General features: G+C 69.1%; 10 protein-coding genes and 1 other RNA gene. 6 read left to right on the top strand and 5 right to left on the bottom strand.

Annotated elements, in window-relative coordinates; all coding sequences use genetic code 11:
- Together AC1DO7_RS29335 and AC1DO7_RS29330 are read right to left on the bottom strand one after the other, a co-directional pair.
- Window positions 1-1,437 (bottom strand): DNA polymerase III subunit gamma/tau (locus AC1DO7_RS29335; RefSeq protein ID WP_477116875.1); only part of this gene is annotated, 1,437 nt, incomplete at its 3' end.
- 106 nt (window positions 1,438-1,543) lie between these two features.
- Window positions 1,544-4,051, bottom strand: a complete 2,508-nt coding sequence (locus AC1DO7_RS29330; RefSeq protein WP_441618381.1) for an adenosylcobalamin-dependent ribonucleoside-diphosphate reductase — start codon at window positions 4,049-4,051, stop codon at window positions 1,544-1,546.
- A gap of 170 nt (window positions 4,052-4,221) precedes the next feature.
- Between AC1DO7_RS29330 and ffs the strand changes: the two genes are divergently transcribed.
- Window positions 4,222-4,320, top strand: an RNA gene (ffs, locus tag AC1DO7_RS29325) — signal recognition particle sRNA small type.
- Between the two features lie 212 nt (window positions 4,321-4,532).
- On the opposite strand, the gene AC1DO7_RS29320 is transcribed toward ffs, so the two are convergent.
- The 3 genes from AC1DO7_RS29320 to AC1DO7_RS29310 all read right to left on the bottom strand — a co-directional run bounded on the left by AC1DO7_RS29320 (window position 4,533) and on the right by AC1DO7_RS29310 (window position 11,546).
- On the bottom strand, window positions 4,533-8,153 hold the full coding sequence (locus tag AC1DO7_RS29320) for a UvrD-helicase domain-containing protein (RefSeq protein ID WP_477116874.1): 3,621 nt from the start codon (window positions 8,151-8,153) through the stop codon (window positions 4,533-4,535).
- Window positions 8,150-11,074: a PD-(D/E)XK nuclease family protein gene (locus tag AC1DO7_RS29315; RefSeq protein WP_441618377.1), complete on the bottom strand. Its 2,925-nt coding sequence runs from the start codon at window positions 11,072-11,074 to the stop codon at window positions 8,150-8,152. Before AC1DO7_RS29315 ends, AC1DO7_RS29320 begins: the two co-directional genes overlap by 4 nt.
- 205 nt (window positions 11,075-11,279) lie before the next feature.
- Window positions 11,280-11,546 (bottom strand): hypothetical protein, encoded by a 267-nt coding sequence (locus AC1DO7_RS29310; RefSeq protein ID WP_441618375.1) that lies wholly within the window; start codon window positions 11,544-11,546, stop codon window positions 11,280-11,282.
- Window positions 11,547-12,030: 484 nt separating this feature from the next.
- Here AC1DO7_RS29310 and trxA point away from each other — a divergent pair, with 484 nt between their 5' ends.
- The 5 genes from trxA (at window position 12,031) to AC1DO7_RS29285 (ending at window position 17,242) form a co-directional block, all read left to right on the top strand.
- A complete protein-coding gene (gene trxA, locus AC1DO7_RS29305) occupies window positions 12,031-12,357 on the top strand; it encodes a thioredoxin TrxA (protein ID WP_477116873.1) in 327 nt (108 codons plus the stop codon).
- A gap of 188 nt (window positions 12,358-12,545) precedes the next feature.
- Entirely contained in the window at window positions 12,546-13,808 is a 1,263-nt protein-coding gene (gene rho / locus AC1DO7_RS29300; RefSeq protein WP_029043590.1) for a transcription termination factor Rho, read from the top strand.
- A 127-nt stretch (window positions 13,809-13,935) separates the two neighbouring features.
- Complete coding sequence (locus AC1DO7_RS29295) at window positions 13,936-14,787, top strand: M90 family metallopeptidase (protein ID WP_441618373.1); 852 nt, start codon at window positions 13,936-13,938, stop codon at window positions 14,785-14,787.
- Window positions 14,788-14,997: 210 nt separating this feature from the next.
- Window positions 14,998-15,261 carry a type B 50S ribosomal protein L31 gene (locus AC1DO7_RS29290; RefSeq protein ID WP_420997545.1) on the top strand — a complete coding sequence of 88 codons (264 nt, stop codon included), beginning with the start codon at window positions 14,998-15,000 and terminating at the stop codon, window positions 15,259-15,261.
- 193 nt (window positions 15,262-15,454) lie between these two features.
- On the top strand, window positions 15,455-17,242 hold the full coding sequence (locus AC1DO7_RS29285) for an ArnT family glycosyltransferase (protein WP_477116872.1): 1,788 nt from the start codon (window positions 15,455-15,457) through the stop codon (window positions 17,240-17,242).
- The last annotated feature ends 127 nt before the right edge of the window (window positions 17,243-17,369 follow it).

Here is a 17,369-nt window from a genome sequence, read left to right as displayed (position 1 = left end):
GAGCGGGGCCGACGCGGCCGAAGCGGCGGGCGCGGCGGCGGCCGGGGCCACCTGCGCCGCGGCCGGCTCCTGCATCCTCACCGGCGCGGCGGCAGCGGGGGCCGGGCTCGGCGCCTCTGCCGGCGCTGCCGCGATGGGCGGACGCAAGGTATGTACGGGTGCGGAAGCAGCGGGAGCCGAAACCGGCGCAGCCGCCACCACGGCAGCGGGCGCGACAGCGGTGACAGCGGTGACAGCGGTGACAGCAGCGTCTGCGGCCGCGCGGCCCGCGGACGCAGCGGCACGTGCGGGCCGTGCCTGCTGACCCCCGCCCTGCGCCGGAACGGGCGCAGGACTGGCCGAAGGACGGAAGGCCAGCATGCGCAGCAGCGTCATGGTGAAGCCGGCGTACTCGTCTGGCGCCAGGGCCAGCTCGCTGCGGCCCAGGTTGGCGATCTGGTAGAACAGTTGCACTTCCTGCGCATCGAAGCTGCCGGCAAAGCGCCGCACATCCGCGGCCTCCGGCCATTCTTCCTGCACCGATGCGGGCACCGCCTGGGCCAGCGCGACCTTGTGCAGCAGCGAGGCGAGATCCTGCAACGCCCCCGCAAAGGACAGGCTGCGATCGGCCATGCCATCGGCCACCGCCAGCATGGCGGCGCCATCCTCGGCCGCCAGCGCGTCCAGCAGTTGCACCAGGTAGCTCTGGTCGATGGCGCCGAGCATGCCGCGCACCGCGCCCTCGGATACCTGGCCGGCGCTGTACGCAATGGCCTGGTCGGTCAGCGACAGCGCGTCGCGCATCGAGCCGTGCGCGGCCTGGGCCAGCAGGCGCAGTGCGTTGGCGTCACGCTCGATGCCTTCCTCGCCCAGGATATGGTCGAGGTGGCCGACGATATGGCCCGGCGGCATCTGCTTGAGGTTGAACTGCAGGCAGCGCGACAGCACCGTGACCGGGATCTTCTGCGGATCGGTGGTGGCCAGAATGAACTTGACGTGCGCGGGCGGCTCCTCCAGCGTCTTCAGCATGGCGTTGAAGGCGTGGTTGGTCAGCATGTGCACTTCGTCGATCATGTAGACCTTGAAGCGCCCCGCGGTCGGCGCGTACACCGCCTTGTCCAGCAGGGAGGCCATCTCGTCGACGCCGCGGTTGGAGGCCGCGTCCATCTCGATGTAGTCGACGAAGCGCCCGCTGTCGATCTCGGTGCAGGCCTTGCAGACCCCGCACGGCTGTGCGGTGATGCCACCGTTGCCGTCCGGCCCGAGGCAATTGAGCGCCTTGGCCAGGATCCGGGACAGCGTGGTCTTGCCGACGCCCCGCGTGCCGGTGAACAGGTAGGCGTGATRCAGCCGCTGTTGCTCCAGCGCGTGCGTGAGCGCGCGGACCACGTGCTCCTGGCCGACCAGCGTGGTGAAATCCCGGGGGCGCCATTTGCGCGCTAGCACTTGATAACTCATGGCGGCGATTGTAGCAAATGGCGGCCGTCGTCCAGCGGGGACTTCGCGCGATCCCCTGTATTTGACCCGGCTTTGCGCTCCGGCTTGCGGTCTGCGCCCGCGCCGGCTATCCGCACTCCCCGACGTAGCCGCAATTGGCACACTTGGCGCAGCCGTCGACCTTGTGCAAGGCATGGGCACCGCACTCGGGGCAGGGCTTGCCCGAACCGAGGCCCAGGCCCGCCGCCGACTGGCCCGCCGCGCGAGCCGGCTGCCCGGCGCCGGCCGCCTGCCCGCCGATCGCTTCCGGCCCCCTCCCCTCCAGCACGGCGAGGCGCGCCGCAAGCGCCGCCACCGGCACCTGGCCACCTTCGGCGTCAAGGAAGCTCCGCTTGATCAGGATGCGCTGCAGGGCGTAGCCGATCGCGGCCACCTCGGAATCGTGAAAGCGCGGCGCCTCGCTGCCGTCCTGGCGCACCAGCGTGCCGTAGCGCACCGTGCCCTTGTCCCACACCACATTGCGCATGTCGGCCAGGGCCTTGGCGATGGAGCCGCCCGAGCGCGCCACCATCGACAGCAGGCGCATGGTGGAGGTGATCCACTGCTGGCCGTCATTGCGCTGCCCGGCCGGCATGAAGAATTCCACCGGCCGCTCCACCGCCACTGGCTTGCCGTCCAGCACGCCGGCCACACGCATGAAGTTGACGGTGAGATAGACGGTCTTGTGCCCTTCGTAGGTCATGTATTCGACCTTGGATGTCACCCCTTCGAGGTCGCCCACCGGGCGGCTGCCGAACGGCTTGCTCAGGGGATCGTCGGCCTGCGCCGTCGCGGCGGGCGCTGCCGGCGCGTCCGCCGGCACCGACAGCACCGCCCCGAGCACGCTGTTGGGGCGGTAGGTGGCAAGCCCCTTCAGCCCGGCCCGCCACGCTTCCAGGTAGAGATTCCGGAAGGCCTCGTAGGGATAGTCCTCCGGCACGTTGACGGTCTTGCTGATGCTGGTATCGATATAGGGCTGCACCGCCTCGAGCATCTTCATATGGTCCAGCGCCGACATCTGCAGCGCCGTGACGAAGCTGTCCGGCAGTTGCGCCATGTCGGCGCCGAGATGGCGGTAGAGCCGCCAGGCATGGTCGGCCACCTCGAACACCCGGTAGCTGTCGTCCGCCATGCGCTTGCGGCGGTTGTAGGTCCACGAGAAGGCCGGCTCGATGCCGTTCGAGGCATTGTCGGCAAACGCCAGCGTGATGGTGCCGGTGGGCGCGATGGAGAGCAGGTGCGAATTGCGGAGGCCGTCGCGGGCAATGACATCGCGCACGGTCTGCGGCAGCCGCCGCGCAAAGCCGCTGGCCAGGTATTCGCCGGCCTTGAACAGGGGGAAGGCGCCCTTCTCACGCGCCAGGCCGGCAGATTCCAGGTAGGCGGTGTCACGCAGGGTCTCGGCGATGCGCGCGGCCAGGGCGCGCCCGGCTTCGGCATCGTAGCGGATGCCCAGCATCACCAGCGCGCTGCCCAGGCCCAGGAAGCCCAGGCCGACGCGGCGCTTGGCATGGGCTTCGGCGCGCTGCTCGGGCAAAGGCCAGAACGTGATATCGAGCACGTTGTCGAGCATGCGCACGGACAGCCGCACTACTTCCGCGAAGGCCTCGAAATCGAAGCGGGCATCCGCGCCGAAAGGCTGGCGCACGAAGCGGGTCAGGTCGATCGAGCCCAGGTCGCAACAGCCATAGGCGGGCAGCGGCTGCTCCGCGCAAGGGTTGGTGGCCTCGATGCGTTCGCAGTAGTAGAGATTGTTGTCGTCGTTGATATGCGAGAGAAACAGCACGCCGGGCTCGGCATGGTCGTAGGTGGCCTGCATGACCTGGTCCCACAACTGCCGGGCGGGCACGCGGCGGTAGACCCACTGGCCGTCGTCGCGCCGGTAGGCCCCGGCGGCGATGACCTCGGCGCCAGGCTCGGCCTCGTGGACCAGCTCCACCTCGGCGTTGGCCTCGACCGCGCGCATGAAGTCATCGCTGACACCGACCGAGATATTGAAATTGGTCAGGTCCCCCTTGTCCTTGGCGTGGATGAAGGTCTCGATATCCGGATGATCGCAGCGCAACACCCCCATCTGCGCGCCGCGGCGCGATCCCGCCGATTCCACCGTAGCGCAGGATGCGTCGAACACCTTCATGAACGATACCGGCCCCGAGGCGCGCGAATGCGTGCCCCGCACCAGGGCGCCGGCCGGCCGGATCGCCGAAAAGTCATAGCCCACGCCGCCGCCGCGCCGCATGGTCTCGGCCGCTTGCGCCACGGCGGTATAGATGCCGGGCTTGCCGCCGCGCGCCTCGGACACCGAATCCCCCACCGGCTGCACGAAGCAGTTGATCAAGGTGGCCTCGATGCGCGTGCCTGCCGCGGAGTTGATGCGCCCGGCCGGCACGAAGCCCTGCTCCTGTGCCCACAGGAAGCGCTCGGCCCAGCGCTCGCGGTCGGCCGGGGCTTCGGCCTCGGCAAGCGCCCGTGCTACGCGCAGGCGCACATCGGCAATGGTGGCTTCCTCGCCCTTGGCGTACTTCTCCAGCAGGACTTCGGTGGAGATGTCCTGGGGTGGCAGCGTGGCACGGAGCATCTGTTCGTTGGCATTCATCGCTGGTTCTCGCTGGTCTTGCCGGGCTTGTGGCTGCGGTGCCCGCCGGCCTGCACGGTTTCAATATGGCGCTGCCGGGAAGCCCCCGGCCCGCGCCAGCCGATCCATTCATCCGATCAATTTCGAGGGAAATCGCCAGAGCCGCCCGCTCTAGGTTACAATGCGCACCGGACGGGCCTCCTCGCATGGCGGCGCGGTCAACCTGGTCAGGTCGGGAACGAAGCAGCCACAGCCGTTTTCCGCCAGTGCCGAGGGTCAGGCTCGTCCCCCAATTCTTCCTTGCAGCGTACGCTCTGCAATCCCGCCTTTCGCAAGACCTCCCCGTATCATCGAGTATTTGCCGACTCTGGTATTTGCCGGCACTGGTTTTGCCGGCGCACCGCTACGCCCGTGGCCTGTCGCTTCGCGCCTCGCTCGCCAATGCGCGCCGGCCCGCCTATTGTGCCGCGCCGGCCAGCGCATGCCCTGATCCAGGACAAGTCTAGAACAGGGAGCCCTGGCGTGCAGCCTGCAGCGCATCAGCCACGATCCACTCGCCGTCGGCCGTGGCCACGCCCGCCTCGACGCGCCGCCCCGGAAACATCGGCCTGACTGCCGCCACATAGCGCGCAAGCTGCTGTGCGTAGGCTGCATGCTCCTGCGGCAGCAGGCGCAGCTTGTAGTCGATGATCACCACGCGCGCGTCGAACTCCACCAGGCGGTCGATGCGTAGCAGGCGGCCGCGCGCGTCATACAGCTCGACCTCGTTGCGGGCGCTGCGCGCACCCTGCGGGAACAGCAGCGGCCGCAGCGCCGCCGAGTCGAGCATCAGGCGCGCGGCATCCAGCGCGGCCTGCGCCTGCGTCCTCCACAGTTCGCGCGCCTGGGCGTCGCCGCCACCCGCAAGCGGAAACCAGCGCATCACCGTTTCGGGCGCGGGGAATGCCTCGAACGCCTCGGGATAGCGCGTGATGCGCTCGAGCAACGCGTGCAGCAACTCGCCATGACGGGCCGCGTCGGCATCGAACACGATGGCGTGGCTGTCGTCTTCGGCGGGCTCCTGCGCGCTGTCTTCATCCTCCCATTCGTATGCCGGCACCAGCGTGTCCGCCGCCTCGCGGTAGCGCTGACGGAAATCGGCATAGCGCACGCGCGCATCGTTGCCGGCCAGCCGCTCGCCGTCGGCATGGGCCGTCGACGGCGGGCGGGCGTCCACCAACGCGCCGACCCCGGCCGCCTGCAGGCGCGCATACCAGCTGCCGGCGATCTCGCGGTTGCCTTGCGCACTCTCGGCGCTGCGCGATGCGCGCCCCTTTACGCCGCTCACCAGCAAGCCCTGCCGCGCGCGCGTCATCGCGACGTAGAGCAGGTTCCAGTTCTCGCGCTCGGCCAGCGCCGCCTCGGCTTCGAACAGTGGCGCGCGCGCCAGCCCGCGCGTGCTGCGCTTGCCATAGGCGGAGAAATGCACCGGCACCGGCGACGCCGGCGGCCAGTCGACCAGGATGCCGCCGCGGTCGGCGGCGGCGTCGCTGTGGTTGGCATCGAGCAGCACCACGAACGGCGCCTCCAGGCCCTTGGCGGCGTGCACGGTCAGGATGTGCACGGCGTCCAGCGCGCTGTCGGCGACATCGGCATCGGCATCGCCCTCGGCGTCTTCCGCGTTGTCCGCCATGCCACCTTCGTCCGGGCTTTCGCCCTCTTCGCCGCGGCGGATTTCCTGCAGCTCATCGATGAACTTGGGCAGGCTCGGATAGCGCCCACCGTCGAGATCGAGCGAGAGCTTGAGGAAGGCATCGAGGTTGGCCAGCACCTGGTCGCGGATCTCGGCGGGCGCGGCCTCGGCATAGCGCCGGCGCACCTCGCCGCCGTGATAGATATGGTCGATCAGGTCGTGCACCGGGCGGTGCGGCGCCACCTCCAGCCAGTGGCGCAGGCGCGCCACGCCATCGCGCAGCGCCGGGCTGGCAAACTCGGGCAGGCCCTGCTCGCGCAGGCAAGCCCACCAGCCCGGGCGCGGCTCCTGCGCCTGCGCCATGCGCGCGATGGCGACCAGGTCGTCGTCGGTGGCGCCTACCAGCGGACTCTTGAGCACGTGGGCCAGGTCCAGGTCCGACTCCGGCGTCATCAGGAAGGCCAGCAGCGCCGACAGGTCGAGCGCCTCGAGCGTGGCCAGCAGGCCGCCGCGGCGCGGGCTCAGGCAGGGGATGCCAGCCTCGCGGAAGGCACGCTCGTATTGCGCCAGGTGGGTCTTGCGGCGTACCAGCAGATGCATGTCGCTCCAGCGCGCGGGGCGCGCGCCGTCGCTGTCCGCTACCGGCACCGTGGCGCGGATATGGCGCAGCCACGCGGCCACGCGCCTGCCCTCCTCCAGGCGCAGCGAATCGCCCTCGTGCTGGCGCGGCTGGGTCAGGGTGTCGCGGTGGGTGGCGGCGGGCGCGGCATCGCGGGCTTCGTCCGCGCCATCTTCCGCGCCCTCTTCCGTGCCCTCGTGGGATTGCGCCTCGGGCTCGACCAGCGGCAGCAGCCACACCGGGCCGCCGGGCTCGTCCAGCGCGGTGGTCTGGGTCTCGAACAGCGGATAACGGCCGTCGGCGCGCGCGCCATCGAACACGGCATTGACCCAGTCGAGCACCTCGGGCCGGTTGCGGCGCGTGCGGTTGGTGCGCAGCACGGTGGCGCCGAAGCCGGCCTGCAGCATCTCGCTGGCGGCCTGGAACAGCCGCGCGTCGGCGCGGCGGAAACGATAGATGGACTGCTTCGGGTCGCCCACCAGGAACACCGTGGGCCGCTCGCCCAGCCCTGCATAGCCAGCCAGCCAGCCCTGCAGGATGCGCCACTGCAGCGGATTGGTGTCCTGGAACTCGTCGAGCAGCAGGTGACGGTAGCGCGCGTCGAGGCGGACCTGCAGATAGGTGGCGGTTTCTTCGTCGCGCATCAGCTTTGCCGCCAGCCATTCCAGGTCGGCGAAATCCATCGCGCGCTGCTCGGACTTGTGATGCTGGTAGCGCATCAGCAGCGCATCGCCGAGTTCGTAGAGCGCCAGGTTGACGGCCAGCACGGCGGCCTCGCAACGACGCTGCGCCACCCGCTCCAGCGCGGCGCAGAACTCGCCATGCCCGGCCACGAACGCCTCGACCGCGGCTTCACCGCCCAGCGCCTTGGTCAGCGCGGATGTGGCGCGCAGCGAGCGCGGCTTGCCGGCGGCGGTGAAGAACGCATCGCGCAGGACCACGAAGGCGCGCTCGGCGGGCTCGCCGCCTTCGCCGCCGCTCTCGCGCCAGGCGCGGATCGCCATCAGCGCGTCCACCAGGCGCGTGGCGTGAGCCTGCTCGGTCTTGCCGCCGCGCCCCAGTTGCGATGCCATGTCCTGGCAGGCGTCGAGCCAGCTGTCGTCGGCCAGCACCTCGAGCAATACGTCGACGCGCGCGTCGTCGCCGAGATCGGCGGCCAGCGCCTCGGCGGGATCGGTGCTCTCCTTGAAGGCAAGCCACTCGCTGCGCGCATGGAACATGGCATCGAGCAAGGCGCGCGCCTGGAATTCGCCGATGGCGTCCACCAGCTGCTCGAACGCCGCGCGCAGCGCGGCATACGGCGGCGTGGCCAGGGCCTGCCAGAACGGCGCCCACGCCTCGCGCTTCATGCGCAGCGCGTCCTCGCGCAGCGTGGCGCCGGGCACGATGCCCGATGCCAGCKGCGCGCCGCGCAACAGCGTGCCGAACCAGCCATGGAACGTGTCGATCGCCATGCGACCCGGCGCGGCCAGCACCTGCGCATGCAGCCCGCGCGCACGCGGCAGCGCGGCGCGCGCGGCAGCCTCCGGCAGCCCGCGCTGGACCAGCGCGGCAATCACGGCTTCGTCATCGTCGCGCGCGAGCTGCGCCAGCACTTCCAGCAGGCGCTCGCGCATTTCCTCCGCGGCCTTGCGCGTGAAGGTGATGGCGAGGATCTCGTGCGGCGCCGCGCCCGCCAGCAGCAGGCGCAGCAGGCGCGCCACCAGCAGCCAGGTCTTGCCGCTGCCGGCGCAGGCCTCCACCACCACCGAGGCGGCGGGATCGCACGCCGCGCGCGTGAACTCCGCTTCGGCGACCGCTGCGCCGTCGCGCAGATAGGCGTGGATGCTCATGCCCGCCCCCCGACCTGCGGCGGCAATGCCGTGCTCTCCCAGAAGCCCTTGCGGCACAGCCCTCGCGCGGTGCAATAGGTGCATGCGCTGGCGTCGCCGAAGGCCGGCATGGGCGCGTCCTGCCGCAGGCGCATCACGTCCTCGCGCAACTGGCGCGCGAGCCACGCCACGGCGGCATCGAAATCGGGCAGGCCCACCTCGCGCTGGGACGCGGGCGTCCCGTCCCTGGTGCCCTCGAGCGCCACCCAGCTGCCGACCTTCACGTCGGCGCGCAGCAATCCATAGAACGGCAACTGGCAATCCTCTTCCACATCCGCGACCTTGCGCTTGAGGCGCAGCACGCTCTGCGTCTTGTAGTCCAGTACCGCGCGGCTGCCGTCGCGCGCGCGGTCGAGCCGGTCGATGCGGCCGTTGACGCGCAGCGGCTGGCCATCCGGCATGGCCAGGTCGACCGTAGCGTCAAGTTCGCCGCCATCCCAGAACCAGCCTTGCGCCTCGCGCTCGGCCTGCCACGCGACGTAGGACGGCAGCACTTCGCACCAGCGCCGGTAGTAGCCGATGGCGTTGCCGTCCTCGCGCATCAGCGCGCCGAATTCGTGTTCGGAGATTTCGCGCAGCCGCGCCAGGCGCGCATCGTCATGGCGCAGGCCATCCTGCGCGGCCTCGCGGTGATAGCGCAACAGCACGCGGTGCAGCAGTTCGCCGATATCGCGCTTTTCGAGATCGTCGCTGACCACCTCGAGACCAGCCAGGCCGAGCATGCGGCCGGCGAAGAACTGATACGGACAGCGGCGCAGCATGTTGTACGCCTGCGCGCTCCAGCGCGCAGGCACCAGCTCCGATGCCGCCGGGGCCGGCATACCGCCGACCTCGGCAAAGGTGTCGTGCAGCAGCGGCAAGGCGCTGGCCTCGATCGGCACCCCCGCGCGCGAGCACAGCGCGCTGAGCCGCTCGAGCCAGCCCGAGACGTGCTTGGGTTCGCCGCGCGCGCCGAGGCGCTGCCAGGTCAGCATCACGTCGTCGTTGTTGAGCAGTACCTCGGCGAGATCTCGCGCCTGCTGGGCGAAGCGGACTTCGCGGTCTTCCAGCGCGAGCTCGCGGCGCATCTGGTTGGAGAAGAACATCAGCTCGGCCGCGCTCGAAGGCAGCTGGCCATCGTCGCAGCCGACCACCACCACGCCGTCGAAGCGTCGCATGCGCGCGCCGTTGAGCGGCAGGATGGCGATGCGCGCGGAGCCGCTGGCCGACGGCTCCTTGTAGGCCACGGATTCGAGCAGCGCCGACAGCATCGAGCGGAATTCCGCCAGGTCGAGCGTGGCGGCCGCGCCGGTCTCGTCCTGCGGCAGCTCGGCCAGGCGCGCCAGCGCGTCGAGCAACTGGCGGCCGGCGTCGTCCGCGGCCAGGGCCTCGCGCATGCCAAGCGCATCAAGCGTGGCGTCGAGCCGCTCAAGCCAGGTGGAAACCGGCTTCTGCGTGCGGCCGCGCGGCCATTCGCCGGCCTCGGCGGCCAGCCGCTGCACCAGCTCGCAGGCAGCCTCGCGCGCGGCGTGGCGTGCATCTTCGCCGGGCTCGCCGGACGCTTCCGACACTTCGGCCAGGCTGTCGCGCCTGGCCTCCGGCGCGAAGCGCTGCTGCAGGCGGCGCCAGCCACCGCTGATGCCGTCGCGGCGGATCTGCCGCTCGAGCGCGGCGATGGCCGCGCCGCGCCCGGCGAAATCGGGCAAGCAGAACGGGCTCTTGAGCAGGTCGAGCAGCGCCGCGGTATTGCCGTCCTGGTTGAGCAGGTCGAACCAGCGCATCAGCGCCGCGGCGGCGCGCGTGGTGGAAAGCTTCCAGCCGGTTTCATCGCGCACCGGCGCGCCGGCGCGCGCCAGCAAGGCGCGCGCGCGCCGCGCGACCACGCGGTCGTGCGCGACCAGTGCCACGTGGCGCCGGCCTTCGTTGAGCCACTGCACCAGTTGGCCGGCCGCGGCCGCGGCTTCGTCCTCGAAGCGCGCGCTGCCAACCACGCGCACGCGCGGACGCTGCGCCGGCAGGCCGCGTGGCGGCGCGCGGCCTGCCGCGGACGCCTGCGCCCCGGGCAGGCGCGCCTCGGGCCATAGCGCGAGCAAGGTGTCGTACCAGTCGTGAGCCTGCGCGCCATCTCCGGCGCCATTTCCGGCGCCATCCTCCTCGTCCGGCCCTTGCGCCAGTGCGGTCCAGTCGTAGCCGATGCGCATCACCGGCACCAGTTCCGCGGCCTGCTGCAGGAACGCCTCGTCGATCGGCGTGGGCGGCGTGGGGCCCAGCCAGATGACGGGGCCGTCGACGTGCGTGGCGAGCCGGTGCAGCGCGCGGCGGCGCGCCGGCAAGGGATCGTCCGGGCCGGACAAGGCTTGCCAGAAGGCCATCACGATGCGCGCCTCCTCGCCGAGAAAGCGCGATGACAGATGCGCGTAGGTCCGCTCCAGCGCGCCCTGCAGCAAGGCCGCGCGGTCGTCGCCGTCGATATCCTCGTCGCGGATGGCCGCGTCGTCGAGCCAGCGCGCGCTCAGCTCGTCGCTGATGGTGAGCAGCGTCTGCGCCAGGCCCCAGGCGGCGGCTTCGGTCTGGGCGCCGAATGCGCGCCGCAGCCAGTCTTGCGACCGGATGGCCTGCTGCACCGCCAGCAGCCGCGCCGCATGGCTGCGCACCGGCTGCGCGTCGGGCGGCATATCCAGCAGCCAGTGGCCGAGCGTGAGCACGCGCGGCAGCAGGCGCGGCGCACCGGCCGCGCGCGCGGCGGCATCGAGCGCCTGGCGCACGCCGGGGATCTGCGCCGCCGTAGGCACCACCACGTGTGCGGCGGCCTGCTGCTCCCCGCAGCGGTCGAGGAAATACCAGGCCGCGGCGGCGGCCTGCGGCAGGAAGTCGGGACCGGGGCGGAATTGCAGCGAAGTCATGAAACGGAAGTGACGGCCGGAAGGAAGGTCATGGCGATCGCCAGGCGGCGCTCACGGGCGCAGGAACGCAGCCGCCCGTTCCGTCCGCGCGGCGCACGGACAGGTAGCGCGGCTGCATGCCGCGCGCGGGCGACCAGGCGCGCGCAAGCGCGAAGGACGCAGGAAACAGGGGAAGCGCTGGAAACGCCCGGATGCCCCGCTGTCTTCAGCGGCCGGTACCTTCGATGCGGGCGCGGATCTCGCGCGCGGTCTCGAGCAGGCCCTGGTAGCCCGACCGGGCATGTTCGGGGAGGTCGGGATCGCCGATCAGCGCGCCGAGCGTTTCGATCACGCTGTACAGCAGGCCCCTGGCCGCGCCGCCGGCAATGCTGTTCTGCTCCACCGCGCTATTGATATGGTCCAGCGCGTCGCTCAGGTGCGCCACGGTGGGCGACTCTTGCGGATCGGGCTTGGAGGAATTGTCGGTCGTCATGGTCGATGGCCTTGTGTGGTGCGCGTGATTCTATTCTACGCGCCGCAGTGCGCCCGGCTTTGCCTCCTGACATGGAAAAGCCAGATGCCAGGCACACCCGGGTATGTGCACGATAAATCATACGGCGGCGGCCACGGCCCGGGGACGCCATTGAGAAAAGCTCTCGCGCCCATTAATACAATCACTCCACCGGCATGGCATTAGCGGGCAGAATGCATGCAAGCGCCGCCGTGCCGGATCACCCATTCGGATCACCTTTTTCCTGCACGTACGGCAGCGCACTGACAGCTTGGGGGGGCAGGTATTGAATTTCCGTCAACTGGTAACATATCTGCAGCATCCGCCTTTCCTGGCCATCCCGTCGCCCGGGACAGCCGGCATCGGGTGAGGCGCCCGCCTACGGGCATGCGCAAACTCGTGTAATGTAGCGGTTCGGCAAATCCCGCCTTCAAAATCAACAGAGCGAAACCAGAGGTTTTCCGCCATGAGTGAACAAATCAAGTATGTGAGCGACGCCTCCTTTGACGCCGACGTGCTCCAGTCCGACAAGCCTGTCCTGCTCGATTTCTGGGCAGAATGGTGCGGTCCTTGCAAGATGATCGCCCCGATCCTGGACGAAGTGGCAAAGGACTACGGCGACAAGCTGCAGATCGCGAAGATCAACGTCGACGAGAACCAGCAAGTGCCGGCCAAGTTCGGCATCCGCGGTATCCCCACGCTGATCCTGTTCAAGAATGGCGCGGTTGCCGCGCAGAAGGTCGGCGCGCTGTCCAAGTCGCAGCTGACCRCATTCCTCGACGGCAATCTGTAAGACGATTGCACGGGGCGCGGCGCCGGCCGGCGCGGCCCCGCTGTAGCCACAATCCGACGTGCGTGCGCCAGCTCTGGCGCACCGGCCGGATTGTGCTAAGATGGCACCAACAACTTCCCCGAGCGTCCGCTCATTTCTTCCCCCCTCTTTAGGTCCAGCCCGTCCGGGCGCCTCTGTACCCCTCGTCTATGCACCTGACAGAACTCAAATCGCTTCACGTGTCTGCGCTTCTCGAAATGGCCGCGACCCTCGAGATCGACAACGCACAGCGGATGCGCAAACAGGAGCTCATGTTTGCCATCCTGAAGAAGCGCGCCAAGCTGGGCGAAACCATCTTTGGCGACGGCACGCTGGAAGTCCTGCCGGACGGATTTGGTTTCCTGCGCTCGCCCGAGACGTCGTACCTGGCGAGCACGGACGATATCTACATCAGCCCTTCGCAGATCCGCCGCTTCAACCTGCATACCGGCGACACCATCGAAGGCGAGGTGCGGACCCCCAAGGACGGCGAGCGCTACTTCGCGCTGGTGAAGGTGGACAAGGTCAACGGCCAGGCGCCTGAAGCGGTGAAGAACCGCATCATGTTCGAGAACCTGACGCCGCTGCACCCGAACCGGCCGCTCACGCTCGAACGCGAAATCCGCGCCGAGGAAAACATCACCGGCCGCATCATCGACATGATCGCGCCGATCGGCCGCGGCCAGCGCGCACTGCTGGTGGCGTCGCCGAAGTCGGGCAAGACCGTGATGCTGCAGCACATCGCCCACGCGATCGCCAACAACCATCCGGAAGCCGACCTGTTCGTGCTGCTGATCGACGAGCGCCCGGAAGAAGTGACGGAAATGCTGCGTTCGGTGCGCGGCGAGGTGGTGGCGTCGACCTTCGACGAACCCGCCATCCGTCACGTGCAGGTCGCCGAAATGGTGATCGAGAAGGCCAAGCGCCTGGTCGAACTCAAGCGCGACGTGGTGATCCTGCTGGACTCCATCACGCGCCTGGCGCGCGCCTACAACACGGTGGTGCCGGCCTCGGGCAAGGTGCTGACCGGCGGTGTGGATGCCAACGCGCTGCAACGCCCGAAGCGTTTCTTCGGCGCCGCGCGTAACCTGGAAGAAGGCGGTTCGCTGACCATCATCGCCACCGCGCTGATCGAAACCGGCAGCCGCATGGACGACGTGATCTACGAAGAGTTCAAGGGCACCGGCAAYATGGAAGTGCACCTCGAGCGCCGCCTGGCCGAGAAGCGCGTCTATCCGTCGATCAACCTGAACAAGTCCGGCACCCGCCGCGAGGAACTGCTGATCAAGCCGGAAATCCTGCAGAAGGTGTGGGTGCTGCGCAAGTTCATCTCCGACATGGACGAAGTGCAGGCCATGGAGTTCATCCTCGACAAGATGAAGGCGACCAAGAACAACGCCGAGTTTTTCGATATGATGCGCAGAGGCGGCTGACCGCTGGCTGTACCGCGCGCCGCGGCGCGCGCGTATCGCACAGAAGGGCGTGCCACGGCACGCCCTTCTGCTTTGCACGCCGCGCCCGCCCGAGGCGCCATCCCGGCACCCTATCTGCAGGAGAATCATGTTCGGCAGACTGAGCCACTTCCTGAAAGACCGCGCGCGCGGACGCAAGCTCGAGCACTACGCCATCCCCGACTCGCTCTGGGAACACACGGTGGCGACGCTGCCGTTCGTGCAGCGCTACGGCGCCGACGACCTCGCCGCGCTGCGCGAGCTTGCCACGCTGTTCATCGCCGAGAAGGAATTCTCCACCGCGCACGACTTGCCGCTTGCCGACGAGATGGTGACCAGCGTGGCGACGCAGGCCTGCGTGCCCATCCTCAAGCTCGGCATCGAGTGGTATCGCGGCTGGCGCGGCATCGTGCTCTATCCGGGCGAGTTCATCATCCGGCGCACCGTCGAGGACGATATCGGCCTCGTGCATGGCGTGGTGGAAGAAGCCAGCGGCGAAGCCTGGGAACATGGGCCGGTGATCCTGTCCTGGCCCGACGTGCGCACGCCGGGAACGGGGACCGGCGGCCGCCACGCCCACCCCGACGACACCTATAACGTCGTCATCCACGAGTTCGCCCACAAGCTCGACATGCTCGACGGCGAGCCGGACGGCGTGCCGCCCTTCTCGCGCGTGCTGCATGCCGGCGTGGACCGCGAGCAATGGGCCGAGACCCTGCTGACCGAATACGACCGCTTCGCCGATGCCTGCGACCGGCAATCCGACCACGCCTGGGACCATCCCGAGCGGCTGCCGCCGGCGCTGCGCGTGATCGACCCCTACGGCTGCGAAGCGCCAAGCGAGTTCTTTGCCGTGGCCTCGGAGACCTTCTTCGTGGAACCGGACAGGCTGCGCAAGCACTGGCCGGCCCTGTATGGCGTACTGTCCACGTTTTACCGCCAGGATCCGGCCTCGATGTGATTCGTCACCGATACGCCGGCATGGCCGGCCAATTCATCCGGGGCGCTCGCAAATCTTGCCCAGCTTTTTGTTTTTCTGCGATAATCCCGGTTTGTCCGTTATCGGCAAGTGGTTCGTTCGCCGCGACACTGCCAGCCCGGTTCCGCCGGAGCTTAGGCAACGGCAGCGCGGCATGCAGCGGACTGGCTACCCAACCTGAAAGGAAGCACCATGAAAGAAGGCATTCACCCGAATTACCGCGAAGTCCTGTTCCACGACGTGTCGAACGACTTCAAGTTCGTGACCCGCTCGACGATCCAGACCCGCGACACGATCGTTCACGAAGGCAAGGAATACCCGCTGGCCAAGATCGAAGTCTCGTCGGAATCGCACCCGTTCTACACCGGCACCCAGAAGATCATGGACACGGCCGGCCGCGTCGAGAAGTTCCGCCAGAAGTTCGGCAGCAAGCTGGGCAAGGCCGCAGCGAAGTAATCCGCTGCGCGAGCCCGCTCGCAGCACGGCCTCGGACGATGCTCCGGCGCCGCGCACCCAAGCAAAGAGGCAGCATCGGCTGCCTCTTTGCTTTTGCATTCTCCGTGCTCTTGCCTTCTTCGCGCCCAGCGCGCCGGCGCAGGCGTAGCCAACCGGAGGCGCCCATTCGGCCGCCCCCAAGCCCCACCGATCCATGAGCGCAGCCAAGACTTCCCGAGTCCACCTCACCGCAGCCGCCACCGGCGCGCTTCCGCGCGGACTGCTGCTGGCCATCTGCATCATCTACGGCCTGGCCGGCCTGTTCGGCCGCGACCCGTGGAAGAATGAGGATGCGGCCGGCTTCGGGGTGATGTGGCAACTGGCTACCGGTGGCGTGCAGGACTGGCTGATGCCGAATATCGTAGGCCGGCCCTATGGCGACGACGGCCCGCTGGTGTTCTGGGTCGGCGCCGCCATGATCCGCCTGTTCGGCGGCTGGCTGGGCGCGCCCGACGCCTCGCGCCTTGCCACGGCGCTGTTCTACTTCGGCACCTGCGCGCTGATCTGGTACGCCACCTATCTGCTCGGCCGCCGCGCCGAGGTCCAGCCCTTTGCCTATGTCTTCGGCGGCCAGCCCAATGCGCGCGACTACGGCCGCACGCTGGCCGACGGCGCGCTGCTGATCTTCCTGGCCTGCGTGGGCCTGGCCATGCGCGGCCACGAAACCACGCCCCAGGTCGGCCAGGTCTGTTTCGTCGCCATGAGCCTGTACGGCATGGTGCGCAGCCTGGACAAGCCGCTGCAGGGCGGGCTCTGGCTGGGCGCCGGGCTCGGCGCGCTGACCCTGTCGAGCGGACCGGTGCTGCCGCTGGTGCTGCTGGCGTCCATCATCGTCTGCGGGCTGGCCTGCAAGCCCCTGCCCCTGCCGCGCATGCTGATGGCCAGCGTGCCGCTGGCGCTGGCCATGGTGGCCGCGTGGATGGCGACCGCCTACCTGGGCGCCACCGACCACAACGATGCGGTGACCTTCATCCGCGAGTGGTCGCGCTACGACCGCCGCACCTACGGCGCGYCCAATGCCATCGCACTCAACTTCGTCGCGCGCAACCTGCTGCTGTTTACCTGGCCGGTCTGGCCGATCGCATGCTGGGCATGGCTGAGCTGGTCGGGCATGCGCCGCGCGCCGCATGTGGCGCTGCCGCTGGCGCTGCTGGTGCCGCCACTGCTGCTGCTGTTCCTGCTGCGCCAGCCCGGCGACGTGCAGTTCATCCTGCTGCTGCCGCCGATGGCGGTGTTGGCCGCCTTCGGCCTGCCCACGCTGACACGCGCCGCCATCAATGCGATCGACTGGTTCGCGCTGCTGTTCTTCACGATCTTCGGCGGCTTCGTCTGGTTCATGTGGATCGCCCGCACGACCGGCCAGCCGCCGCGCATCGCCGCCAACATCCATCGCCTGCTGCCGGGCTTCCAGCAGGACTTCACTGTCAGCGCGGTGGCCTACGCGCTGGTCGTCACGGCGGCCTGGGTGCTGATCGTGCGCTGGCGTCTTTCGCGCGCGCCCAAGCAGATCTGGCGCCCGGTGGTGATCTCGGCTGCCGGCACCACGCTGATGTGGGTGCTGGCCATGACGCTGTGGATGCCGTCGATCAACTATGGCAAGACCTACCGCGACGTGGCCCAGGCCGCGTCGATGGCGCTGCCCGCTACCTACAACTGCGTGCAGCCGATCCGCATGGGCGACGCGCAGCTGGCATCGTTCGCGTACTTCGGCCATATCCGCTTCGGCGGCCCGTCCGATGGCTGCGATATCCTGCTGCGCCACGACGCGGTCGACTATGGCGAGCCGACCAGCATTTCGCATTTCGAATGGCGGCTGATCTGGGAAGGTCGCCGGCCGTCGGACCGCGACGAACGCTTCCGCATGTACCGCCTCGTGGATATGTCGAAGGTGCCGCCAGCCAAGCCGACGCTGCCGCAGCGCCGCTTGCCGCGCCACTCCTAGAACACACTCAACAGTTGCCCGGCCGCGCCCCGGCGCGCCGGCCCATCGGATGAAACTGCTGCAGGATCTCCGCCGCATCGGCGAGCTGGCCGCGCCAGTCCTGGTCGGCCAGCTCGCCGTGATCGCC

Source organism: Cupriavidus sp. 05N40 (assembly GCF_056397305.1).
This window is presented reverse-complemented; position numbering and strand designations above follow the sequence as displayed.